The 25,406-nt window shown below is 49.9% G+C and carries 22 protein-coding genes; 18 read left to right on the top strand and 4 right to left on the bottom strand.

The window, feature by feature from the left end; genetic code table 11:
• The first annotated feature begins 44 nt into the window (after positions 1–44).
• Positions 45–2,390, top strand: coding sequence for a glycosyl hydrolase family 65 protein (locus MKX50_RS20275; RefSeq protein WP_339160219.1), 2,346 nt, complete (start codon positions 45–47; stop codon positions 2,388–2,390).
• 1 nt (position 2,391) lies between these two features.
• Positions 2,392–3,060, top strand: a complete 669-nt coding sequence (gene pgmB / locus MKX50_RS20270) for a beta-phosphoglucomutase (protein ID WP_339157678.1) — start codon at positions 2,392–2,394, stop codon at positions 3,058–3,060.
• A 156-nt stretch (positions 3,061–3,216) separates the two neighbouring features.
• Here pgmB and MKX50_RS20265 read toward each other — a convergent pair whose 3' ends face one another.
• Positions 3,217–4,008: an IclR family transcriptional regulator gene (locus tag MKX50_RS20265; protein ID WP_339157677.1), complete on the bottom strand. Its 792-nt coding sequence runs from the start codon at positions 4,006–4,008 to the stop codon at positions 3,217–3,219.
• A 335-nt stretch (positions 4,009–4,343) separates the two neighbouring features.
• Here MKX50_RS20265 and MKX50_RS20260 point away from each other — a divergent pair, with 335 nt between their 5' ends.
• From MKX50_RS20260 to MKX50_RS20205, 12 genes are all read left to right on the top strand, one after another.
• Positions 4,344–5,174, top strand: coding sequence for a carbohydrate ABC transporter permease (locus MKX50_RS20260; RefSeq protein ID WP_339157676.1), 831 nt, complete (start codon positions 4,344–4,346; stop codon positions 5,172–5,174).
• Between the two features lie 10 nt (positions 5,175–5,184).
• Entirely contained in the window at positions 5,185–6,399 is a 1,215-nt protein-coding gene (locus tag MKX50_RS20255) for an extracellular solute-binding protein (protein ID WP_213593265.1), read from the top strand.
• Positions 6,400–6,431: 32 nt separating this feature from the next.
• Positions 6,432–7,313, top strand: a complete 882-nt coding sequence (locus MKX50_RS20250; RefSeq protein WP_339157675.1) for a sugar ABC transporter permease — start codon at positions 6,432–6,434, stop codon at positions 7,311–7,313.
• Positions 7,297–8,214, top strand: coding sequence for an MBL fold metallo-hydrolase (locus tag MKX50_RS20245; RefSeq protein ID WP_339157674.1), 918 nt, complete (start codon positions 7,297–7,299; stop codon positions 8,212–8,214). Before MKX50_RS20250 ends, MKX50_RS20245 begins: the two co-directional genes overlap by 17 nt.
• Positions 8,215–8,257: 43 nt before the next feature.
• Positions 8,258–9,031 carry an inositol monophosphatase family protein gene (locus tag MKX50_RS20240; protein ID WP_339157673.1) on the top strand — a complete coding sequence of 258 codons (774 nt, stop codon included), beginning with the start codon at positions 8,258–8,260 and terminating at the stop codon, positions 9,029–9,031.
• A complete protein-coding gene (locus MKX50_RS20235) occupies positions 9,028–9,777 on the top strand; it encodes a GntR family transcriptional regulator (RefSeq protein ID WP_339157672.1) in 750 nt (249 codons plus the stop codon). Before MKX50_RS20240 ends, MKX50_RS20235 begins: the two co-directional genes overlap by 4 nt.
• A 37-nt stretch (positions 9,778–9,814) precedes the next feature.
• Complete coding sequence (locus MKX50_RS20230; protein ID WP_339157671.1) at positions 9,815–11,794, top strand: hypothetical protein; 1,980 nt, start codon at positions 9,815–9,817, stop codon at positions 11,792–11,794.
• A gap of 106 nt (positions 11,795–11,900) precedes the next feature.
• Entirely contained in the window at positions 11,901–12,686 is a 786-nt protein-coding gene (locus MKX50_RS20225; RefSeq protein ID WP_339157670.1) for a TIGR02206 family membrane protein, read from the top strand.
• A gap of 109 nt (positions 12,687–12,795) precedes the next feature.
• Positions 12,796–13,344, top strand: a complete 549-nt coding sequence (locus MKX50_RS20220) for a mismatch-specific DNA-glycosylase (protein ID WP_339157669.1) — start codon at positions 12,796–12,798, stop codon at positions 13,342–13,344.
• A gap of 142 nt (positions 13,345–13,486) precedes the next feature.
• Positions 13,487–14,278 carry an amino acid ABC transporter substrate-binding protein gene (locus MKX50_RS20215; protein ID WP_339157668.1) on the top strand — a complete coding sequence of 264 codons (792 nt, stop codon included), beginning with the start codon at positions 13,487–13,489 and terminating at the stop codon, positions 14,276–14,278.
• A 77-nt stretch (positions 14,279–14,355) separates the two neighbouring features.
• A complete protein-coding gene (locus MKX50_RS20210; RefSeq protein ID WP_213593285.1) occupies positions 14,356–15,015 on the top strand; it encodes an amino acid ABC transporter permease in 660 nt (219 codons plus the stop codon).
• A 15-nt stretch (positions 15,016–15,030) separates the two neighbouring features.
• Positions 15,031–15,777 (top strand): amino acid ABC transporter ATP-binding protein, encoded by a 747-nt coding sequence (locus MKX50_RS20205; protein WP_339157667.1) that lies wholly within the window; start codon positions 15,031–15,033, stop codon positions 15,775–15,777.
• Between the two features lie 315 nt (positions 15,778–16,092).
• Here the strand turns inward: MKX50_RS20205 and MKX50_RS20200 are convergent, their stop codons facing one another.
• Genes MKX50_RS20200 through MKX50_RS20190 form a run of 3 tightly spaced genes read right to left on the bottom strand, consistent with a single transcriptional unit; the run spans position 16,093 to position 19,926 of the window.
• The gene (locus tag MKX50_RS20200) at positions 16,093–16,431 is read right to left on the bottom strand and encodes a hypothetical protein (protein ID WP_339157666.1); all 339 of its coding nucleotides are present in this window, start codon (positions 16,429–16,431) and stop codon (positions 16,093–16,095) included.
• A 54-nt stretch (positions 16,432–16,485) separates the two neighbouring features.
• A complete protein-coding gene (locus MKX50_RS20195) occupies positions 16,486–18,117 on the bottom strand; it encodes a helix-turn-helix domain-containing protein (protein WP_339157665.1) in 1,632 nt (543 codons plus the stop codon).
• Between the two features lie 6 nt (positions 18,118–18,123).
• A complete protein-coding gene (locus MKX50_RS20190) occupies positions 18,124–19,926 on the bottom strand; it encodes a sensor histidine kinase (RefSeq protein WP_213593291.1) in 1,803 nt (600 codons plus the stop codon).
• 122 nt (positions 19,927–20,048) lie between these two features.
• Here MKX50_RS20190 and MKX50_RS20185 point away from each other — a divergent pair, with 122 nt between their 5' ends.
• The 4 genes from MKX50_RS20185 to MKX50_RS20170 all read left to right on the top strand — a co-directional run bounded on the left by MKX50_RS20185 (position 20,049) and on the right by MKX50_RS20170 (position 25,282).
• Positions 20,049–20,930, top strand: a complete 882-nt coding sequence (locus tag MKX50_RS20185; protein WP_213593293.1) for a sugar ABC transporter permease — start codon at positions 20,049–20,051, stop codon at positions 20,928–20,930.
• Positions 20,930–21,760 (top strand): carbohydrate ABC transporter permease, encoded by an 831-nt coding sequence (locus MKX50_RS20180; protein WP_213593295.1) that lies wholly within the window; start codon positions 20,930–20,932, stop codon positions 21,758–21,760. Before MKX50_RS20185 ends, MKX50_RS20180 begins: the two co-directional genes overlap by 1 nt.
• Positions 21,761–21,817: 57 nt before the next feature.
• Complete coding sequence (locus MKX50_RS20175; protein WP_230873928.1) at positions 21,818–23,119, top strand: ABC transporter substrate-binding protein; 1,302 nt, start codon at positions 21,818–21,820, stop codon at positions 23,117–23,119.
• A gap of 162 nt (positions 23,120–23,281) precedes the next feature.
• Entirely contained in the window at positions 23,282–25,282 is a 2,001-nt protein-coding gene (locus MKX50_RS20170) for a beta-galactosidase (RefSeq protein WP_339157664.1), read from the top strand.
• Positions 25,283–25,406 lie beyond the last annotated feature (124 nt).

Below are 25,406 nucleotides of genomic sequence, written 5' to 3'. Positions count from 1 at the left end.
CGATGCGGGAAAACAGCATCGGATCGGAGGAATTTAACGTGGGAATGAAATATGATTTAGGAACCGGCGAGGAGAAAAACTGGATTGTGGCCGAATCCTCCTTTTCCAGCAATTTGCTGGGGAAAGCTGAAGCGATTATGTCTCTCGGCAACGGATATATGGGTTTGCGCAGCGCAGCGGAGGAACCCTATGTCGGTGAAGTAAGGAATCTGTTCGTCGCCGGAACCTTCAATAAATCGGATACGCAGGAAGTATCGGAGCTGCCCAATGCCGCCGATGTAACCCGGATGAATATTTTTATTGATGGAGAACGATTGGATGCATCCGTGCGGACGGAGGATTACGTCAGGGCGCTGAACCTGAAGACTGCGGAGCTGAGAAGAACGTTTATTTGGACAACCTCCGACGGGAAACAGGTGGCATTGAAGTTTAGAAGGTTCGTGTCGCTCGACAACCTGCACGTTATCGGCATGCAGATGGAGTTGGAGGCATTGAGCGATGACGTACATGTGAGCGTGGAGAGCGGCGTGAACGCCCAGGTATCCAACAGCGGGGCGCAGCATTTCTTTGAAGGCGAGAAGCGGATCTACGACAAGAAGTATGTGGAGATGGTGGCGAGAACGAAAGAATCCCTTATCGACTTTATGTTCCATACGGTGCATCACGTTACTCTTGGGGGGGCGGAGCTGAATGAGCCGTTTATGCGGATGGATCGCCGGTTGATTATGCTCAGCTATAAAGGTACCCTCGCGAAGGGGCAGAAATTCTCGCTTGAGAAATTGACGACCGTGCACACCTCCCGGGATAAAGCGTTCGACGGTTTGACGCTGCAGGAGATGCGCGATCGAGCCCTGTCAACCTTGAAGCAGTGCGCAGCCAAGGGTTATGAAGGTTTGTTTGCGCAGCATGTGCAAGCGTGGGAGCAGAAGGTGTGGAAGCAATACAAGCTTAACATCGAATCCGAAGACGCCTTTGACCTTCTGGCGGCGCGCTTTGCACTCTATCATTTGACTATTATGACTCCGGCCCATGATGAGCGGATGGGGATTGCTGCCAAGGGGCTTAGCGGCGAGGGCTATCAGGGTCACTCCTTCTGGGATACGGAGATGTTCATTCTTCCGTTCTTTATTTATTCCAATCCTGAGGTGGCCAGATCGCTCTTGATTTATCGTTATTTAGGTCTTGAAGGGGCGAGAAAGAAAGCGCGAAGCAACGGCTACGAAGGGGCCATGTACCCCTGGGAGGCCGCCTGGCCGAGCGACGGCGAGATGGCCCAGGAATGGGGGCGTGTGGATATCGTCACCGGCAAGCAGACGAAGATCTGGACCGGCTTTATTGAGCAGCATATTACTGCTGATGTAGCGTTTGCGGTATGGCAGTATTATAAGGTAACCGGCGATCAAGCCTTTATGGACGATTATGGATATGAAATTATTTTTGATACGGCCAGATTCTGGGGAAGCCGTCTGGAATGGAATGACGACAGAGGACAGTATTGTATTAATGACGTGATCGGCCCTGACGAGTATAAAGAACATGTAGACAACAATGCGTTTACGAACTATTTTGCCCATTTCAACATGCAGCTCGCCATCAAGTACTATAGCCGTCTAAAGGAGAGCGATTCTTCCGTATTTCACCGTTTGAATGAAGCGCTGGATTTGGATCAGGCGATGGAAGTCTGGATGACATGCATTGATAAAATTTATCTTCCGCAGCCGGGAGATGATTTAGTTATCCCACAGGATGATACCTACCTGACGAAGCGGATTATCGATTTGACAAAATATAAAAACCAGACGCATGTAAATACGATTTTCGAGGATTACAGCTTGGAGCAATTGAGCGATATTCAGGTATCCAAGCAGGCCGATTTGATGATCCTATTCTATTGGCTCGAAGACAAGTTTACGCATGATGTGAAGATTGCCAACTACAATTACTACGAGCCGAAGACGATCCATGACTCCTCCTTGAGCCTGTCCACGCATGCGATACTCGCCAATGATTTGGGTGATCGTCAGCTTGCTTACCGGTTATTCAGGCAGGCTTGTGAGATCGATTTGGGGCCGGAAATGAAATCCTCCGATTTAGGGATGCATACGGCTTCCATCGGCGGCATCTGGCAGGTGATCGTGATGGGCTTTGCCGGAATGCGCATGCTGCATGGCGAATTAAGGATGGATCCGAAGCTGCCTGAGCATTGGAGCAAGCTGGAGTTCATGATCAATTGGCAAGGGCAGCGCTTAGAAGCGGAGATCACGAAGGATCGGCTGGTGATAGAGGCGACGGATCGCGTCCCGGTTAAGCTGGAGGTTTACGGGAAGGAATATCGCTTCAGCGACGTGTTGACAATTAACCTAGCAGAAGCGAAAGGGGAGAGAGACTGACATGAAACTGCAAGCTGTATTATTCGATCTGGATGGTGTCATTACCGATACCGCAGAGTATCATTACCTGGCGTGGAGGCAAATGGCAGAGCAGATCGGGATCGATATCGATCGTGCTTTCAATGAGCAGCTCAAAGGGATTAGCCGCATGGAATCTCTGGAGCGGATACTGGTGCATGGAGGCAAGGAGCAGCAATATACAACGGAGCAGCGTGAGCGATTAGCGGCAGACAAGAACAAGCATTACGTTTCACTGCTCACGCAGCTTACGCCTGAGCATGTCTACCCGGGAATTCCTGAATTGCTCGACCAACTGGCGGAGCTTCAAATCCCCGCCGTACTGACATCTGCGAGCAAGAATGCGCCGCAAATTTTAAGCTCTCTGCGTCTTAATGAACGTTTCCATACGATTGTGGATCCAGACGGTATTCCCGGCAAGCCGGCACCCGATATCTTCTTAAAGGGAGCGGAGGCGGTGGGAGCGGATCCCGCGTGCTGTATCGGGATCGAGGATGCACAGGCAGGCGTTGAAGCGATTAAGGCGGCAGGGATGTTCGCGGTAGGGATCGGAGAGCAAGGGCTGCTTTGCGCCTCCGGTGCGGATATCGTGTTCGACAGCACGGCCAAGTTGAATTTAACTGCATTGCTGCAAGCGGCAAAGCTGGATTAGCAGCAGGCGAAAGTAAGCTGTATGGCTTATATAGCTTCCTCCCGCTTTAACGGGAGGAAGTTGCACAAAAAAAGTTAAACCATAGCAGAACCCCGTGAGAACCCTGCGGGGTTCTTTCTATTATCGTACTTTGATAGACCTTATTCTGTTATCAGCTCAGTCAAGTACGGTTTTGACCGGGTATCCGAACTGGCTGGAAATCCCCCCCGCTGCAGCTAACAATTCCGCGAGGACTTGCTTCTCGTTCTCCTTGATTCGAGATAGCGAACCGATGATGCTGATCGTGCCGATCGTTTGCCCGGCGGCATCCTTTATGGGTGCGGCGATGCTGTAGGCGCCCGCCTCGATTTCCTCGTCTTCAATGCTGTACCCCTGCTCCCGGATTTGCTGCAGGTTATTCAGAAGCTTCCTTTTATCGGTAATCGTCTTCTCCGTCAGCTTGGTTAACTTGTAATTCTGCAAAAAGCTCTGCAGTTCAAGCTCTGGCATATGGGCCAAAAATATTTTGCCTGATGCAGAGGCGTGCATCGGCAGCTTGCTGCCGGCCCGCGAGCTAATGATGAAATAGTTATTCGGCGACTCTACCTTGTCCACACAAAATATCTGCTCGTGCTGATAGACATATAAATGAGAGGTCTCATGAAATTTCTTGGTCAGCTCTGTAAGATACGGATGGCCGATCTCCTTGAGGTCGAGGCTTTGCGACACTAGGTTGGCCTTCAAGAGGAATTCGAGGCCAAGCCGGTATTTGCCGTTGTTCGGATTTTTATCAATATATGAGTAGGCACAGAGCGTATTGATGAGACCATATACCGTGCTTATGTTCAAATTAAGCCTCTCGCTGATTTCGGTGAGCGACAGCTGAGTATGTAACGAATCAAAGCAATTCACAATATCAAGCGCCCGTTTCACAGATTGAATCAGACGGGGATTTTTCTCGTTCAACACTATAACCTCCAACTGTATTCCTGTTATTTTTATCTATATCCACTATGTTCAGGTCTTTATCTGACAATGTCAATAGGGGTTTGATATGCAGACCCTAGCAAACAACTAGGAGTAGTACAAACATGAACATAGGCTTGAAACGTATATTCTGCTATAAAACGGCCTTGGCCCGGATTCGTCCGGATCCAAGACCGTTTTGTTTTGCCTGTGTAAAGCGGCGCCATCCAGCAAGCTTCACTTAACTGCACTTTAATATAAAGATTATACCCAGTAAATAGAATGGATTTATAGTAAACGTATAGACGTCTAGACAAATAAAAAAGAAGGAGAACGATTTGAATCGGTTATTAACGAGCTCCAAGTATGTTTTAGCGGGTTTGATACTGTTGTGGACGCTGTTTCCGATTTATTGGGTGACGGTCATTGCCACGCAAAATTCGTCGGATTTATTTTCTAAGGTGTCACTGCTGCCCAATTCCATCACAGTGCAGCATCTGGTGGGCATTTTTACAGAAGATCATTACGTGTTTCCGTTATTCAACAGCATGCTCATTACGGTGTGTTCCCTGCTGATTGTGTTGTTGTTCGGGGTGTCCAGTGCTTATGTATTGGGAGGAAGAACGTTTAAAGTCGCGTTTAAGAAAACGCTGCTCATATGGATTCTGCTGGTCAGAGTATTGCCGCCGATTACGTTTGCTCTGCCTCTCTACATATTAATGAACAACGTTGGTTTTCTGAGTACTAAGATCCCGATTATACTAGCCCATGTGCTGGTCAACATTCCTTTGGTGATTTGGTTTATGATAGGCTTCTTCGCGAACGTTCCCGATGAGATCGTAGAAAGTGCGCGGATCGATGGAGCCTCCGAATTCCAAATCTATACCAGGGTCGTGCTGCCGTTAGTGGTGCCAGGAATTGCCGCCGTGACAATATTATCGTTTATGGCCTCATGGAATGAATATTTGTATAGCGTTATTTTTATTCAAAGCCCTGGTGATTTTACGATTCCTCTGAAGCTGGCCACGTTAAACAGCGAACAGGAGTTGACGGAGTGGGGCAAGGTTGCAAGCGGCGGCATCGTGTCTTTAATACCCGTGATATTGATCGCTATGTTAATGCAGAGATACTTGATGAGCGGTCTTACCGCGGGCGCAGTGAAAGAATAGGAGGATTACAATGAAAAAGAATGTCTTCATACTAATCAGTTTTGTTATAGTCGCGAGCATACTGGCAGGCTGCCAAAGCAAGGGGGCGGACAAGCTAGTCGTCGCTGCAAGGGGAGGCTCTCATGTGACGGCGATGGAAGCCGTGAAGGAGGCCTTCGAAAAGGAGCATAACGTGCAGGTCGAAATTATCGGGCTCGAGGCAGCGGATTTGAAGCAAAAAATATCGTTGGACGCAAAAAATAAAAACGGAGCCTACGATTTAATTATGGCAGACGACCCTTGGATGCCGGAATTCAGCGAAGCGGGCATTTTTGCTAATCTATCCAAACTGGGCGTTACCGAGGACGCCGATTTTGAAGCATCGTCTCTGGCCTTGGGCAAGCATCCGTATGGTACAGGCGAGCTGTATGCTCTGCCTTTCTCGGGAAATGTCCAGTTGTTCTTCTATAATAAGCAGCTGCTCGATAAGCATAACTATGAAGTCCCTCAAAGCTGGGAAGAGGTGCTGAGTATGGCGAAAACGATCCATGAACAGGATGGAGTCGCCGGTTACGTGATTCGCGGGCAGCAGGGAAATCCGATCGTATCCGACTTTTTGCCGATTTTTTGGGCGTATGGCGGACAAGTATTCGATGACAATTGGAATGCGCAGATTGATTCCGAAGCAGGCAAAAAAGCATTAAACACATACATTGAGCTTCTCGCCGTTGGGGCGAATTATGAAACGACAGATATCGTCAGCTCGCTGGCGACGTCTCAGGCAGCGATGGCATTGGGATGGCCGTCGTGGTTTATTACGGGCGAAGAGGCTAGCGCTGAGTATTCGCCGGTTCCGGCTCAGGCTGCAGATGGCGCTGAAGCGTTCGCTACAGGAATGATCGGCAACTGGATGATGGGAGTAACGGCCAATTCGAAAACACCTGAGCTGGCCGCCGAGTTCTTAACGTTCATTACAAGCTCTGAAGTTCAAAAACAAATGGTCGAGCATGGCGGGGTGCCAACAAGAAAAAGTGTGTATCTGGACAGTGAATTGTCCGCGAAATACAAGCATTTTCCGGTTCAATTGGAGGCGCTGGAGAACTCCGTGGCAAGACCGAGAACACCGCTTTGGTCACGCGTAGAAGAAGCGCTCGGCACGGAACTGTCCGCAGCGATTGCTGGCACGAAGACGGTGGAGGCCGCACTGTCCGCAGCGAATCAAGAGATCAATCAGATTATGAAATAAGGTTCATTCAAATGTGAAGGAGTGGAATGAACTTGCATAGCAAGCAGCGGTTTCAATGGGCCATGCTGGCCCCGGTTATTTTACTCTTAACTGGATTAACGGTTTTTCCAATCGGTTATACGATCCTGAACAGTTTTACCGATTATTATTATTTAGCCAGCGAATCCAAGCAGTTCATCGGATTTGCCAATTACATCAAGGTTATTCAGGATGAAGTGTTTCTTAAAGCGGTTTGGAACACGGTAAAGTTCATGGTGCTGGCCGTTACGGCTGAAATTGCATTGGGACTGGGAATGGCCGTGCTTGTCGAAAGCCTGAAAAGGGGCTTGAAAATACTTCGTATTTCGCTTCTCCTCCCGTCTTTGCTGCCGCCCGTGACCGTGGCACTGATTTGGCAGATGATGCTTAGCAATCATAATGGCATTATCAATCATTTGCTGTCTTATTTCGGGAGAGGGCCCTTTAATTTCTTAATGGATATCCACACGGCCTTTTATGCTGTCTTGTTCATTGATATTTGGCAGTGGACGCCATTTGCATTCTTGTTGATCTATGCTGCGCTGCAGGCAGTGCCCAAGCTGCAGTATGACGCCGCCAAGGTGGACGGGGCAGGAAGAGGCCGCATATTTCTTCATATTACGCTGCCGAATATTATGCCAAGCCTGATGATGGTCATTTTGCTTCGCACGATCGATACCTTCAGACTGTTCGATAAAGTGAATATATTGACCGGCGGAGGGCCAGCCAATTCCACAACGACGATCACTCAGTATATTTACAGGCACGGTGTATATAATTTGCAAATCGGATATGGAGCTGCCGCTTCCATGATCATGGTTCTTTTGGTGCTGACGTTCTCGATATTTTATATTAAGCGGTCGATTGGAGGAAGCGGGCATGACATGCGTTATTGATTTTTTGAATGTTGGCTTCGGTGAGGCTGCAGTTGTACGAGTCGAGGACGGGGAGCGTTCCTTCTGCCTTGTAGTGGATGCTGGCGATCTGAATTGCGATAAGCATGCGAGAAGATGCAGCCTGGGGCAGTATATTCGGGAATACGGGATAAACAAAATCGATGCGCTTATTTTGACTCATTTCCATAAGGATCATATCGGCGGGGTGCATGAAGTGCTGGGGCGTGTTCCTATAGGGGAAATTCTGCTTCATATGCCTTTGCCGGCGCATCTGTCCAATAGTAGGCTGAACGATCATTCCACGCCGATCTTGGCCTCGCTATCTCTGTACATTTCTATCTTGAGACAAGCCGAGGAGCGTGGTATTCCCGTACGCCAGATCAGCGAACCAATTGTTCTGTCAGGCCTAGCGGCTGAGTTCAGGCTGCTTATGCCAAACCAGGCGAAGCTTCAGCGGCTCCAGGCTGAGCTGGAGAGCTTGGATGTGGAGGCGCTGAACCTGCAGGAGGAACGTTTAACGAGGATTGATCGTTTGCTCAACGATACCGCTCTGGCCGTGTTAATTCGTTACGATAATGAACCTGCTGCGCTCTTGACTTCCGACGTTGGACTGGATTTCTGGGATCCGTACAAACCGGAGATCGAGAACATCTTTCTACTGCAAGCGCCGCATCATGGAGATTCGAGAAATATTTCCCGGGCATTGTTACACACCGTGTCGCCCCAGGTTATCGTGGTCAGCGCCGATGATGAGGGGACATATCAATTGCCGCATCCTGAATTTGAGGCCGTGGTACAAGAGCATTCGGAGGTTCGCATTTACTATACGGAGGAAGCCGGGAGCACGCATAGAATTATTCGCATGGACTTGAATGAGCGGACGATACACCTGATTAACTAAGAGATGGAATTCAGATCAGATCGAATAAGGGAAAAGTGATGGCATGAATTTGAACAACTTGATGATTGAGGTGGAGGAGTGGGTGGAGCAAGCAGCGGCCCTCCAGCTGGATGCGCTGAACCGCAAGCATATGCAGGTACAGACCAAAGCGCATGATACGGATTTTGTTACGAATATTGATCTTCAATCAGAGAAAATCTTAATCGATTGCATATTGAAGCGTTATCCCGATCATAGCATATGGACCGAGGAAGGCGGCAAGCTCGGCCAGCAAAGCGAGTTTGTATGGGTCATTGATCCGATCGACGGCACGACGAACTTTATCCATGGTTTTCCGTTGTCATCGATTTCGATCGCCTTGCAGCATAATGGGATTACTCAACTGGGGATGGTCTATTCCCCGCCGCTTTCCATGAAGTTTCAGGCGGTTAGGGGGCAGGGCGCCTATTACAACGAGCGGCGTATTCAAGTGTCGCAGACGAAGGATTTAAAGAGCAGCTTGCTTACGACTGGCTTTCCCAGCTGCAGCCATGAGCCTATCATCAATCTGAAGTATTTTAGCAAAATGATGGGCAGGGTGTCGGGCATTCGCCGTACGGGCAGCGCTGCGCTTGATCTATGTTTTGTTGCGGCATCGTATTTTGACGGGTATTGGGAGTTCGATCTTAACGCTTGGGATTGGTGCGCGGGTGCATTGATCGTTGAAGAAGCGGGGGGGACGCTGTTCATGACGGAGGTGGACGGCCATCCGCTTTTGATCTGCGGCAATCCGGAAATAGCGGAGCTGCTCCAGTCCATTTTGTTAGAAGAAGGATGAACTATACAGGAATCGGAGGCCATCGATTGGTTAGTTACCAGAATATTAAATTGGAAATTGAAAAAATGATCGACAGCAAACTGTGGAAAGTCGGGCAAAGGCTTCCGTCGGAGTATGAGCTGGCGAAGTATTTCAATGTAAGCCGGGAAACGCTTCGGGCGGCCATCAAGCTGCTGGAGCAAGAAGGGAAATTGCTTGTGAAGCACGGCGTGGGCACGTTTGTCATTAAACCGCTGCCGGTGATACCGAGCCGCTTGGAGTTCCTTCAAAGCATCGGAACGATGATTAAGCTGTCCGGCTTAACGGAGGAGAACAACAAGGAAATGATCGGGGAGGTGTCCTGCACCGAGGAATGGGCCAAGGCGCTGAACATTCAGGCCGGCGATCAAGTTGTGAAGCTGGAACGCATTCGTTATGCAGACGGAGAGGCCGTCACCTATTCCATCAACATCATGCCAAAAAAACTGGTAGGCGATGCCTTCGAACGTGTGGATTTTAACGGCTCGTTATTCCGTTTTCTTGAGGAGGAATGCAGCATGGTGATCGCAAGAGCGGATACGGAATTGCTAGTTCCGTACAAAAAGGACAATCATGTGCAGCGACTGCAGGTCGATAAGGAGGAAGAAACGCCCGTTATTTTGCTGAAACAACTCCATTATGACGAGCAAAACAGAGAGGTACTGTACTCTTTCGATTATTTAAGGAACGATGTCTTTCATTTCTGGATCCGCAGGGAACGAAAATAATTCCGATTAAACGCCTTTCAAAAAAGGAGTGGTACATGTGATAAAACCGTATTCATCGACCATTAGACGGTTGACGGCCGCATTTAGCTGTATCATGTTGTTTTGCGTGATGACAACCGGCGTGAAAGCCAGCCCCGGATCGATCGATGCCAATCCGTATAAAGCCTTTCATGATACGTATGATGAGAGCGATCCGGATCAAAAATTCCTTGATGCGCTTGCATTGAAATTTTATAACGTTGAGCTGGATATTATGGTCGATACGGATCATAGCACGTATTCCGGTGCTCAGTATCCGGACTATCTGCAAGGACAAGTCAAGCTGTATGTCAAGCATGATGCCGCATCCTGGCCGAATACAAGGCATTTATATCAATATTTTGAAGACGTAGCTGAGCAGGTGGCGAGAAACAGAGGAAGTGTGCATGGCGACGGGAAGAGCATCATCATCAATCTAGATATGAAAACAGCTAATAGACCGGATTATTCTGAGGTATCCAGCTCTTTGCAAGCGATCTTTGAGCATTATGGCGATATGCTAAGCTACAGCCTGCTGGAGGATCATCAGAGCTTTAACGAAGGCGTAATTACAGTCTGTTTGTCCGGCGCGGAAGAGCTGAAAAATACGTATTATGATCACATCGCTTCTTCTACCAAGAAATTGTATGCTTTCAGGGATAAGGTATACAGCGTCACGGACAGCAGGTTCAGCAATGTAGCCGATTATTTTCCAAAGGAAGCGGATAACTATCATCGCTTTTATGCGGTGCATTGGAAGCATATCGAAAGCGGCTTTGACTTGCTGATGCCTGGAAACTGGTCGCACGAGGAAGAGAAACGGCTGGAAGAGATGATGGCTTTGGCTTCGCAAAAAGGGTACACGTTGCGGTTTTACAGTCTAAACGGCAATGAGGGAGCCTGGCATTATAAGTTTCCGAACGGGGACGGGGAAGCCGCGCAAAGATGGACTCAATTCGCATACGCCAACGATAAGCTCGGGACTCGACATTTTGTATCTACGGATTCTTATTTAGCGATGACCCGGCTTTATGATCATTTCCTCGTGCCGCTTCGCGATTACAATCATAGGGTCGAGAAGACTGGCGGAACGCAGAACGGACAGGATGCTTCCGTATCCATTACTGATGATGGACGAGTGATCGAGATTCATAAAGCAGAAGGAGTTTTTAACCATAATTTATGGTATTCGGTCGGTTCGATACAGCCTGATGGATACATACGATGGACAACGAATGAACGAATCAATCCGGGCGGCAGCAATAAAAACGGTATACAGCCGCATAGCGACGTAACCAAAATTAACAATCAATACGTTGTGCTTCAAGTCAATCAGACAGATGGCTCCGGTTCGGGTCTATGGGCAAACATCGGAAGGTTGGAACCCAACAATACGGTCACATGGATGACCAACGAGAAAATTGCTATCGGCGGTCAACATACGGAGGGCGAATGGCCGCATATCGCGCTGGATGGAAATAAAGTTATTCTAAGCTATTCGAAAGGGGGCAAGCTGTTCTATCATACCGGGCTACTTCATCCAGCCGAGTACCGGATCGAATGGATGACGCAAGGAACGATAAATGATCAGAACGGGGAGCGCCCGGATGTAGACCTTCGCAATGGGAACATTATTGTCGTATATACTAGCGGCGGCAAGCTCCGCTATACTACGGGAAATTGGGCTGGCAGCGGGCAAGTGACGTGGAGTGTCAGCGGCAGCATGCAGGATCAAAGCGGCAGAACGCCAACAGTGGTGTTCCTTGGGGACGATAAGTTAATCGAATTGCATACGAGTGAAAACACGGGTTTGATTTGGTATAACATCGGTGAACTGCAATGGCCGAATATCCATTGGATTCATAACAATATCTGGGATTCCGGCACATCGTCCAATCCAAGTGTGGATTACAGTGCAGATAGCAACGTTCTCATCGATATACACAAAGCAGCCGCCAACGATGCATTATGGTACAACACCGGCAGGATCAACGATTAAATTTAATTTACAGGTACCCATGAATTTGGACAGGTCAAGCCAAGAAGCGCTTGACCTGTTCTATTGTTTCGGTCCATATTATAGACATTAACCGATCGCCTGAAAAATGAAAGAAAGGAAAATGCTGATGGACGTGACCGCTTTTTTTCGGGTAGAGGATGCTCCCGATTTCGGGTTGTATTCGACTTCCCATCTCGCAGTAATAGGGTTATTGCTATTGCTGATAGCAGCACTCTTTGCAGGGAGAAGGCATATTGGTTCCAGCGTGTTGGCTAGGAAGGCCATTCGCTATGGCTTGCTTGGCATACTGCTGCTATCTGAGATTGCCCTGAACTTATGGTATGTGCTTGAGGGACAGTGGGATATTAAGAATACCCTTCCGCTGGAGCTGTGCAGTGTGTCCCTGCTGCTGTCAATGGTAATGCTGCTGACGGGAAATCGGCTGCTGTACCAGATCCTGTTTTTCGCCGGAATCGGCGGGGCGCTGCAGGCATGGCTGACGCCAAGCTTGGACTTTGGGTATCCGCATTTTCGTTTTTTTCAATTTTTTATCGCGCACGGGGCAATCATTCTCGCTTCGCTCTATATGACCTGGATCGAACGCTATCGCCCGACATGGAGGTCCATTGCCTGGGCGATGCTGTTCCTGAATGTGCTCGCTTTGGCCGTCGGTGCGCTAAACTATGCGATCGGTGCTAAGTATATGTTCTTACGAAACAAGCCGAGCACGCCATCCATACTGGATCTGTTCGGGCCATATCCTTATTATTTGCTAGCCGAAGAGTTGATCGCGCTTACGATGTTTATAATGATGTACGGACTGTTCTTCTGGCTCCCTGACCTGAGGAGAAAAGCAGGAAGACAGCCGGCGAGTAGAGAGCTTACAAGATAGAGAACAGGTGAAATATGTTGCTATAAACGGCAGTAACTTACGTATCTCAATGAAAGTAGTTCACATGAATCCGTGTTAGCATGTTTACATCGAAGGAGGAAGCTATGTCATGCGGGAAGCAAATGAATCCATAGAGATCCAGGAGATTGCGGATCATTTGGATTTCGGGCTGAGCATCGTGTTCATCGGCTTTAATCCCAGCATCCGTTCCGGTCAGGTTGGCCACCATTACGCCAATCCGCGCAACAATTTCTGGCGTATTCTGCATAGCTCCGGTCTGACGCCAAGGCTGTATCAGGCCTCCGAAGACGGGGAACTGCTGAAGCTTGGGTACGGCTTCACGAATATCGTGGCCCGGCCGACGAAGGGGGCGGAGGATATTACCCGGGAAGAGTATGCGGAGGGCAGGACGATATTACGTGCGAAGCTGGAGAAATACCGTCCAGGCGTGGCGTGCTTTGTCGGCAAAGGCGTATATACGGAGTACAGCCGCAAGTCCCATGTGGAATGGGGATTTCAAGAGAATCCTGTCGTGGAAGGAATTCATGAATTCGTAGCCCCTTCCTCCAGCGGCCTGGTACGAATGCCGATGTCTGAAATCGTAGATATATATAAGAAGCTGAACGCGTTTGTTACCGGTATTTCAACCCCCGAATAACAACAAAACTTCTGCTATGGAAGTTTATGACAGACTATCATTTCCCTCGACTCTTTCATGGTGATATGTTATGATATAACCTTGATAACGTATTAACGAACTAAAGTATTTAGGTTGTACGGACTAGACGGGGAGGGTCAACATGAAGAGAAATAGATGGGTTGTACTAGGGGTAATTCTATCGATATTGATGGTTGCATTAGCAGGGTGTGCCGGCACTAACAGCAGTAGCGGCGGAGCCAAGGGTGACAAGCTGGTTATTGGAGTAGACGATAAATTCGCACCGATGGGATTCCGGGACGAGAAGAACGAATTGGTCGGCTTTGACATTGATTTCGCCAAGGCCGTTGGCGAGGAAATGGGCGTGGAAGTCACCTTCCAGCCCATTGACTGGAAAGCGAAGGAATCCGAGCTGAACAGCGGACGGATCGATCTGATCTGGAACGGCTATACGATCACCGAGGAGCGCAAAGGCAAAGTCCTGTTCACGAAGCCTTACTTGGAGAACAGCCAGATCATTATTACGCTAGCAGATTCTGATATTCATTCCATCAAGGATTTGGCTGGAAAGAATGTAGGTCTGCAATCTTTGTCCTCGGCGGCGGACGCGCTGAATGCCAATCCGATCCACTCCGAAGTGAAGAGTGTTACCGAGTTCGCGGATAACGTGCTGGCTCTTACGGATTTGAAGACAAAGCGCCTTGATGCGGTAATCATTGACGAGGTTGTGGCCAGATACTACATGTCCAAGGATGAGGGAATTTTTAGACTGGTTGAGGAGACCCTTGCTCCAGAACAATATGGCATAGGCGTCAAGAAGGGCAACGAAGCCTTGCTGGAGAAGCTGCAGCAAGCGATCGACACGCTGAACTCCAATGGCAAAGCCGCTGAAATTTCAACGAAATGGTTTGGCGAAGACAAGGTTTTGAAATAACATTGGATTGAGAAAAGTCATCATACGATAACCGGATCGCTAGTTATCCGGTTTTTGTTTTTGGGGAGACGAATGATATGAGTATAAGTTACCTATGGGACATCACGATACCGATGCTGCAGGGGGCCAAAACGACGATTTTGCTGTTTTTGCTGGTTATCCTGCTCTCGATTCCGCTGGGCTTCCTTGTTACGTTAATGATGAACAGCCGTGTGAAGCCGGTTAGCTGGCTGGCTCACGGTTATGTTTACGTCATGCGCGGAACGCCGCTCTTGCTGCAGCTGTTGTTCTTCTGCTTCGGTCTGCCGATGCTCCCGGTTATTGGCGAATATCTCGTGCTGGACCGTTTTGCGGCGGCTGGGCTTGCTTTTATTCTCAACTATGCTGCTTATTTCGCGGAGATTTTCCGCGGAGGCTTACTGGCCGTGGATAAAGGGCAATACGAAGCAGCGCAGGTGCTGGGATTGAGCCGTTGGCAGACATTAACGCGGATTATTATGCCGCAAATGTTCCGGGTGGCGCTGCCTGCGGTATCCAATGAATCGATTACGCTCGTCAAGGATACAGCCTTGCTCTATGCGGTATCCGTTCCCGAATTGCTACACTTCGCCTATACGGCGGTTAACCGCGATTTCACCATCGTTCCGTTCGTCGTTGCCGGGGTTGTCTACCTGCTTATGATTTTAGGTCTTACCGTACTGTTCAAGGCGCTTGAGCGAAAGTTCAAATTCGAGTAAAAGGACTGTCTAGCTATGGCAATCATTGAAGTTAACAATTTGAAAAAGGTATTCGGCCAGCTTGAGGTGCTAAAAAACATCTCCTTCAGCGTAAATCCGAGCGAAGTCGTAGCCGTTATCGGCCCTTCCGGCTCGGGAAAATCGACGATGCTCCGCAGCCTGGTTCATTTGGAAGAGGCGAACGGCGGCAGCATCCGGATCGGTGATCAATATCTCGTTCACGACGGCGCCTATTCCAATGCCCAGCAGATTAAGGCGATGACCTCACGGATGGGCATGGTGTTCCAGCACTTCAACCTGTTTCCGCACCTGACGGTAAAGGGGAATCTGGAGCTGTCTCCGAGGCTGGTTAAAGGAAGGTCTGCTGCTGAAGTATCCCGGATGAGCCGGGAGCTGCTCGACAAGGTCGGCCTGGCCGATAAGGCGGACGTCTACCCGTCCAGTCTCTCGGGGGGGCAGAAGCAGCGGGTAGCCATCGCCCGGGCTCTGATGATGAACCCGGAGATCCTGCTGTTCGATGAGCCGACCTCTGCCCTCGATCCCGAGCTGACGGGGGAAGTGCTGCAGGTCATGAAGCGCTTGGCCGGGGAGCAGATCACAATGATCGTCGTGACGCATGAAATGGGCTTTGCCCGGGAGGTCGCCGACCGCGTCCTGTTCATGGCGGATGGCGAAATCATCGAGTCCGGCACGCCGGAGCAAATTTTCGGCAATCCGCGGCATGAGCGGACGCGCTCGTTCCTGAACCGGGTACTAGCTTGATTTAGTCGCCGAATGCTTTCGGATAATTGTATAGAGGGCTGTTCCCAAGTCATGGTTGCATGACCTGGGAACAGCCCTCTTTTGTGTACACGAACAGCAAAGACAAAGCCTATAATCAATTTGACTTATTCCTGCAAAGCTGCTGGTAAAGCAGGCATTCTATATTTATATCTACGCTAAGATGCAAAAAAATAAGAAGCATACACTAGCTGCATACACTAAGGTGTCTTTACTGAGATACGTACACTAAATGGAGTTCATGTATCTAATTATGCTTTTAAACGAATATTTCAACAAATAGATGGATTTTAGGCCCTAAAATGCAAGAATTCGGGCCATGATTGAGAGTTCCTTTCTCCTAACGACATGCAATCCATTTAAATCTACATTCTCTTTTTTATCGCAGAAAATAACTACTATAAATCCATCTATATCAACTGTTCCTGCGACCACCGTATCTCTCAGGTGTTTGGATGATATGAAGGTTATAAAAGAGGCGTGAATCCGCTCATAAGGCGACCAGAAGCTCATGCGTCCGAAGCAGCCTTCTAGCCCGAAGCAGCCTTCTATTAGAAAGTTTCCCGTTTCTTCGGAATTATGATTTCTTCTTTGCTGCAAGGTCCGCTTTATAGTGCTTCCCCCGAGTTTTTTCATCACAATTCCCTCAAATTGATGCAGGAAAATATTATTGCACGTACTGGCTCGCTTTTAGATTTCCAGCTTGCTTCGATAATCCTTCGGAGTCATACCTTCCTGCTTCTTGAACACTTTGCTGAAATACTTGACATCGCGAAAGCCGACCATCTCGGCAACCTGCGCAATTTTCAAATGGGGATTATGCATGAGCTGCTTCGCTTTACCGATCCGGTAAGTGGCCAGATAGTCGGAGAAATTTATGCCGAATTCCTGCTTGAATTTGCGTGAAATGTACTCCCGGCTGACGAAAAAAGTGCTGGCGATGTCCAGCAGGGACAAGTCGTCCATGTAGCGCTGCTCGATATATTTAACGATATCGTCGATCGTCCGCTTGTCTTTGGCTTGCCGTTCGTTGATCATCCGGGCCAGATCGGTCATTAAACCGTAAGACCAGTCCCGCCAGGCAAACAGCGTAAAAGCATAACTGCCCGGGAATGGAGGCTGATTCTGCCGGTCGCTCTGCTCCAGCACAGTGAGGGCATTCCCGGAGGCATCGCCCAATGTCTCCCGCAGAAGCTGGGTGCGAAATTGCATGGCCGCGGATGTCCAGTGCTGAAGCTGCTCCGGCGTAACGGTCCCGATCCGGCCAAGCTCACCGGTCCATTTCTGGGCGGCGGCGGAAATTTGCCCGTCGTTTCCGCTTAGGACAGCCATCTTCCATTCCTCTCTAACCGAGCTGAAGGTGAACTGGCCGTGCCTGTCCGCCGGGTCCTCGCTTCCTGCTCCCAGCGAATGCACATAGGCATCGCTCCGCAGCAGGTTCCGCCTGGCCAGCGCCGATTTAGCTTCAGCATATTGCGCTGGGAGGCTATGCGGGAGCCGGCCGGCCGGGCCGATCCCAAAATGCATTCTCCGCTGCAAAGTATGGAGCAACCCTTCATTGATGCGGGAAATCAGCTTCTGGATGTCGCAGGCCGGCTCCCAGGCCAGAATTATGATTTCCCAAGGAGCTCCCCAATATTTAAAGGCAATACCGGAGCGCTCCTTGGCCAGGAACTCATTGCAAATATTAATGATGGCAAAATGCATCAATTCGCTGTCATTGCCGAACCGCTGGATGAGCAGCGCGTCGCTGGCATCCAGCTGCAGCAGCGCTAGCTGCACGGTATCGGCCTCCATCGGAACGGCGCCCTCATTGCGTAGACGGCGAATGGAAGCCTCCGCGGCGTTTTGGTCATCAATGAGAGAGGAAAGCAGTTTCTCACCGTAGACTGGTTTGAATTCATTCAACTGGATATTTTGCCGCTGCATATCGATCCGTTCCCGTTCCTCTTCGCGCCATTCCGTCACCGCCTTATGAACCGCGGCATTGATGGCTTCCGCGTCAATCGGTTTAAGGATATAGTCGATTCCGCCGTGGCGGACGGTGTTGCGGACGAAATCGAAATCATTATGCCCGCTGACGACGATGAATTTAATGCTGCCGGCAAATTCGCTGATCCATTCCATCAGCTCCATGCCGTGACCGGAGGCCATCATCATGTCCATGATGACGAGTCCGGGCTTGGACTCGCGGATGAGCTCCATCGCTTCGTTGCCGCTTCCCGCTTCCATAATTTCATCGATGCCGTGGACATCCCAATCCACGAGAAGACGGACAGCTTTACGGACTCTGGCTTCATCGTCTACAATAAGTGCTCTCATCTCTGATCACGCTCCGCTTCTGTTCTGATCAGGAATGATCAGGGTAATTTGTACACCGACCGGATCAAGATTGCTGATCGTCAGGGCGGCGCTGTCTCTATTGACAAGCTGCAGCCGGGCCAGAACATTGGCTAGACCAATCGAAGGGCGGCTTGCCTCATCGCCCTCATCCACGGGATGATGGATTCTGTCGGCGGATAAATCGCTCAGCTTCTGCTGCAGCTGCTGCAGTCTGCCTTCCGGAATTTGCGCTCCATTGTTCCGCACGACGATCTCGAACTGACCTTCGCCCAGCCTTCTTGCGGCCAGCGTCAGTTCCCCGTCCGAAGCCGTACGGTCTAAACCGTGCTTAAAATAGTTCTCAACTACCGGCTGCAGAATCATTTTCGGCATAGGAAGATCAAGCAGCGAATCATCCACATCATATTGGAACTGAAAACGGCTTTCAAAACGTTCCTTCTGCAGTTCGATATAGGCTTTGACATGTTCCAGCTCGTCCCGCAGGGTGACGTTTTTATCCTCGAAATGCATGCTGTAGTGCATCATTTTCGCAAGGGCCGACAGCAGCGCATAGATTCGCGGCATCTTCAGTTCCAGCGCCAGCGTGCCGATAATTTGCAGCGTATTGTTCAGGAAATGAGGGTTGATCTGCGCCTGCATCGCCCGCAATTGATTCGTTTTGTTGGCCAGCTCCAGCTTGTATTCGCGCAAAATCAGGTTGTTGATCGTGTCCATCATACTGCGGAAACGCAGCATGACCGCACCGATCTCATCATTGCTTGCCGGTTGAATATCGACATTCAAGTTACCAGATTGAATCTGGTTCATATATTTGCCGAGCTGCTTGATCGGGGCGGTAATTCGCACCGAGATAATGATGGTCGCCGCAGCGATGACGATTAATGAAACAGCAAGCAGCAGCAGGTTGATTCCGGCGGCATGGTTTGCTTCCCGGACCAAATAAGACACGGGGATCTGTTTAACGATCGTCCACTTCATGCCTTTCCCGGTAATTTTGTTGTAAATGAATAGGCTGCCGTCCTGCTCGAAATGGCCGCTCGTTCGGCCTGAGGCGGAGATTACCCCCGAATACCAGCTCTCCTGCAGCGGCTCGCCGAGCTTGCTCTGCTCATCGGCATAGATTAAATCCCCGTTCTCATCGACAATGAAAATCTTCTCCCGTTCTTTGTTATACAACTGGTCGACGATGTCGGTCAACGCCGTCAGGCTGACATCAATCGATAAATATCCGATGACCTCGCTTGAGGGAACATTTTCGATTCTTCGATGAAGCGTAAATACCGGCCGCGAAGGGTAGCGCGGCTGTAAAGCCTTAAGTCCGTAAGTATGGCTCATATGGCTTTTTTGCACCCATACGGTAGGACGGTCTTCGGTCAGCACATCGGTATAAACGTCGGTGTTGTAATTGCGCTGCGGGGTGTTGAGCGTCACCAGCGTTGCTTTGCGGTTGCCGTTCTCGTACAAATACACCTGGAAAATATCCGGTACGGACGTTGCGATATTGGATAACACGGCGTAAACGCGGGAATCGCTCTGCACATCCTCGTACCCGGCCTTGAGCTGATTAGAGATTGAGAATACATTGGAGGAGCTGCGGTTCAAATCCTCCACCAAATTGACGATATGCCTTCCGCCTTGGTACAGCAGCTTCGTATCTTCTTCAGCGACCCTCGTTCTGAGCGAATGGGCTGTATAGGAATAAGTAACAAACATCGTGGTCACGATCGGTATGACGGTAGCCAGGAGTAGAAAAATGATCAGTTTTGCGCGTATGCTGTTCCACTTCAATATTTTATCCCCCGATCAATAAATTGCACCTGAGTGTTCACCTCTGTCGGTGTTTATCGTAGCCAATTCAAGTCATAATGACAATACACTAGTTTTTCGGAATAAAGAAAGGGGGCTGCGCCATGAGCAAGAGAAGATTGTCCGGATGGGGGCTGCAGTTGTTTTTTGTAGGACCGGTCCTGCTGTTCTTCACAGTCATCATGGTTATTCCGTTCTTCCTTGGCATGTACTACTCGCTGACGGACTGGAACGGCGTGGCGGGTACAGTCAATTGGGTAGGCTTGGCCAATTTCAAAACGATATTTACGAATGACCCTGATTTCTGGTCATCGTTCTGGTTTACGACCAGATTCACACTGGTCGGTATCGTTTTAACGAACGTTGTCGGATTTTTCCTCGCTTATTTTTTGACAAAGGCGTTGAAGCTGCGCAACATTTTGCGAACGATTTTTTTCATGCCTAACGTCATCGGCGGGCTGCTGCTTGGATTTATTTGGCAGTTTATTTTTATCAAAGGCTTTAGCACAATGTATGATGTTACGGGCTGGTCGTTCTTCGGCCTTCCGTGGCTGGGAGATTCCGTTACTGGCTTCTGGGGCATTACGATTGTGTTCGTATGGCAAACTGCGGGTTACCTCATGGTCGTCTACATTTCCTCATTGACGAATGTGCCGACCGAGATTATGGAGGCTGCGGAAATCGATGGCGCCAATCGCTGGCAGATGCTGCGCAGCATCATTGTTCCGCTGATTATGCCAGCTGTTACGATTTGTTTATTCCTGGCGATTTCCTGGGCGTTTAAAATGTTCGACCTTAACCTCTCGCTGACGAAAGGCGGACCATTTAAATCCACAGAATCGGTCGCCATGAACGTTTATGCGGAAGCCTTCCAGAATAACCGGTACGGTCTGGGTACGGCGAAGGCCATGCTGTTCTTCGTAATCGTCGCGGTCATTACGATCATTCAGGTGGCGCTGACGAAGAAGAAGGAGGTCGAGGCATAATGCAAAAAAGATATTCCGGTCGCCTGTTCGCAACGGAGATTATCATGGTTATCGTCGCTCTGCTCTTCTTATCTCCGTTCTATTTCCTGCTCGTCAACTCCGTCAAGACGTTTGGCGAGATTATGTCGAACTCGGCCAGCTGGCCGACGGCGTTCCAATGGAGCAACTTTACAAAAGCATGGGAGCTGACGCGGTTTCCCCAAGCGTTTACCAATTCATTGGTCATCACCGTGATCAGCGTAGTCATTCTGGCTTTATTAAGCGCTATGGGCGCTTATCGGATGGTTCGAGCCAACACCTTGTTCAACCGTCTGTTGTTCTTTCTGTTCATCGCCGCGATGGTTATCCCGTTCCAATCGATCATGATTCCACTCATGAGAATTGTGAATGAATTGGGCGTCAACAATAGCAAGCTGGGTCTGATCATCACGTATCTCGGGCTGGGAGCCCCGATGTCGCTATTCCTGTTCCATGGATTCGTCAAATCGATTCCCCTGGAAATCGAGGAAGCTGCAACTGTAGATGGCTGTACATCAATAGGCGTATTTTTCCGAATGGTACTGCCGATGCTCCGGCCAATGATTATGACGGTCGTTGTCCTGAACTGCTTGTGGATCTGGAACGATTATCTCCTTCCGTCACTGATCCTGCAGCGGCCGCATATGCGGACCATTCCGCTGGCTACCTTCTCCTTCTTTGGAGAGTATACCAAGCAATGGGATATTGCACTGCCGGCTCTCGTGCTGGGGATCACGCCGATCATTGCTTTCTTCTTAATGCTTCAACGCTACATTGTTGAGGGAATCGCAGCAGGATCAGTTAAAGGCTAAATAGCTGATCCTCTGTTCCAAATATTTATTAAGTATAGATCAAGGGGGAACATGGCAATGAAGATGAAAAAATACGTTGTCTTACTATCCGCGCTCATGATTTTGTCCGTCATTCTGTCGGCATGCGGCGGTAGCAGCAATCCTGCTAACAATGGCAGTGCCGGCAGCAGCGAAGGCAGCGGCAAGCAGGAGCAAAAAACGGTTACCATTTTCCAATTTAAAACGGAAATCGTAGAAGGACTCAATGAACTGAAGGTAGAATTTGAAAAAGAGTATCCGAACATCAAGCTGGACATCCAGACAGTTGGCGGCGGTGCAGACTATGATGCAGCCCTGAAGACGAAATTCGCTTCCGGCGACGCTCCGGATATTTTCTCCAACAACGGCTATTCGAAACTAGATATGTGGCAGGACAAGGTTGAGGATTTGTCTGATCAGCCATGGGTACAGGATCTGGTTCCGCTGGCTGCCGAGCCGATTACGAAGGATGGTAAAGTTTACGGCATGCCGCTGGCTCTCGAAGGTTTTGGATATATCTATAACAAGGATTTGTTCCAGCAAGTCGGGATTACCGTTCCGCCAAGAACGTATACCGAGCTGGAGGATGCAGCTAAGAAATTGAAAGCGGCGGGCATTACGCCGTTTGCCAACGCTTATCAGGAGTGGTGGCTCGTCGGCAGCCAAGGCATCAGCGTGGCTTTTGCGAACCAAGACGATATCGATGGCTTCATCAATGGACTTAACCAAGGCACGGCTTCTATCGTAGGCAATGAGAAGTTCGAGAATTGGGCGCGCCTGATGCAGCTTACCGTGGACTATGGCAACAAGAACCCGCTGACTACAGACTATAATACACAAGTGACCATGTTCGCCAATGGCGAAGCAGCGATGATGCAAGAAGGCAACTGGGCGCAAACGATGATCGACGGAATTACTCCGAACATGAACATTGGCGTTCTGCCGATGCCGGTGAGCGATAACGCGGAGCAAACAGGCAAAGTAACGATCGGGGTGCCTGTAAACCTGGTTGTGAACAAGGATTCCGATGCCAAAGAAGAAGCGAAAATCTTCTTGAACTGGCTCGTGACCTCTGATATCGGTAAAGAATACATCGTGAAGAAGTTCAAATTTATCCCGACGATGAAGACGATCCAATCGACCCCAGAGGATATGGGCGCGATCGCGGCAGATCTGTGGAACTATATCGAAGAGGATAAAATCATTCTGCATCAGGCCGGTAAATACCCGGATGGCGTAGCCCAAGAGTTCGGCAGCGTGATCCAGCAATTCATCGCCGGAAAGAGCGACATCAAGACCTGGACGGAGAACATGCAGGCGGCTTGGGATAAATTGAAATAATACCAGCCTGATGAGCTAGTATACAGGCAGATGATAGGAAAGTGAAATAGGCTGCTTCTGAGACTTGTCGATAAGGATGAGCGAAGGAGCAGCCTATTTGCTTAGACCGCGCTCAAATCAAGACCAATTCACGATCAATTCAGGGTCAAAGGAGTCATTGCCATGAACAAATATGCGAATCACGTGCAAGTCGGCGTCGTTTATTATCCGGAGCATTGGGATCGGTCCCTGTGGGAGCAGGATGTGCAGCTCATGAAGGTGACGGGCGTGCGGGTCGTCCGGCTGGCGGAGTTCGCCTGGAGCCGGATGGAGAGCAGCTCCGGGACGTATCATTTCGAATGGCTTGATCAGGCGATTGATCTGTTCCATAAATACGATATCCGCGTTGTTCTTTGTACGCCGACCAATACCCCGCCCCGCTGGCTGACCGAGCTGAGGCCGGATGTCCTGCCAAGAAATGCAGACGGGAGCATGACTTATCCGGGCGTCCGGGGCCACCGCTGTTATAACAGCAAATCGCTTCGAGTCTACGGCTCGCGGATCATCGATGAGATGACGCAGCGTTATGGACGTCACCCTGCGGTTATTGGCTGGCAGACGGATAACGAGTACTGGGTGATCGATTGCCATTGCGATGCCTGCAATGACAAATTCCGGGAATGGGTCAAGCGGAAATACGGCACGCTCGAAGCGGTTAACCGCGAATGGGGTACCGTCGTCTGGAGCGGTGAATACAGCGACTGGTCGCAGGTTGGCGTGCCATACGGAGGCTCCAGGCATCAGAACCCGTCCTATCTGCTGGACTTTGCCCGGTTTCAGTGGGATTCGATAGAGGAATTCCAGCGGAGTCAGACGGATATTATTCGCAGGAACTGCCCAGGCCATTTCGTGACTCACAATTTTCATACGTATCCGCAGAGGCTGAATCTGTACCAGACCGGCACCGATCTGGACTTCGCTTCTTTCGATTATTATCCGAACACCGCGCCGGACAAGCAGTCGACCGGACCGTACAGCGGAGCGCTGGCCCTGGATGTCACCCGCGGGATCAAGCGGCGAAATTTCTGGATTATGGAGCAGCTGAGCGGTTCGCCGGGCTGCTGGTTTCCGACGTGGCGGGCGCCGTATCCGGGATTTATCCGGGCATTCTCCTGGCAGGCAATTGCCAAAGGCGCCGACACGGTTGTGCATTTCCGGTGGCGCACGGCGGCCATGGGGGCTGAGCAGTTCTGGCACGGTCTCATCGATCCCAGCAATGTTCCCGGGCGGAGGTTCTCTGAGTTTGCGGAGCTTTGCGGAGAGGTCAACGCCTTATCCGCCAAACTGCAGGGCACCGCTCCACAGCATGAAGCGGCAATCCTGCTGTCCCATGAGCAGCTTGAAGCGCTCCGCATCCAGCCTCAGGCCGAAGGCATGGATTATTATGAGAACGTGAAGGATTATCACCGTGCACTGACGAAGCTGGGGATCGGCTGCGATGTCATCGAATGGACCCAGCCTTTGGACGGCTATAAAATCGTGATTGCCCCTAGCTTCTATCTGCTGAGCGAGAAGGCAGCCGCTGCATTGGAGCATTTTGCCGCCGCAGGCGGTACAGTGATCATTACAAGCCGCTCGGGCGTGAAGCATATGAACAATCAAGCGGTCATGCTGCCGCTGCCCGGATTGCTCGCGAACTGCACCGGAGTCCGAGTGGAGGAGTACGATCCGATCGGGCTTGATATGCACCGGGTTGTTAATAGCGATGGGCGCCCATTCTCCTGCTCGCAGTGGTGCGATATTCTAAGTTTGCATGGCGCGGAAGCGATCGCCTGGTATGACGAGGATTTCTATAGCGGCGTACCGGCTGCAACGGTGAATTCCTTCGGCGGGGGGCGCGTGTATTATCTGGGTACGCATTTAGAGGAAGCTTATTTGCTGGAACTGTTCGAAAAGGAAGCAAAGGCGCATGGCATGCTGATGTTCCCAGGTTTGCCGGAGGGTGTGCAAATCGCGATGCGCAGCGGGAAATCCGCAGCTTATCTGTTCGTGCTGAACCTGAGCCGTCAGCCGCATCAAGTGACATTGCCGGCGTCCTATCACAGCGTCCTCTACGGCATGAAACGACAGAATACGATAAGCATGGAGCCTTACGGCATCGATATTTTGGAACTGCCGCATTAGCTGAAGAGAATCATACCTAAATCTTGATTTATTCGCCTTTACGGCGGCTTGGGGTTTATCTAGTATAAGTTACAGACTGATCGATATATGATCGAAGAGGCAGCAATATATTTTAAATACAAAT

The sequence above is a fragment of the Paenibacillus sp. FSL W8-0186 genome (assembly GCF_037969765.1).
GTDB classification, from domain to species: Bacteria; Bacillota; Bacilli; order Paenibacillales; family Paenibacillaceae; genus Fontibacillus; species Fontibacillus woosongensis.
Note: the sequence above shows the minus strand (reverse complement) of the source record. Positions and strands in the feature narration are given on the sequence as shown.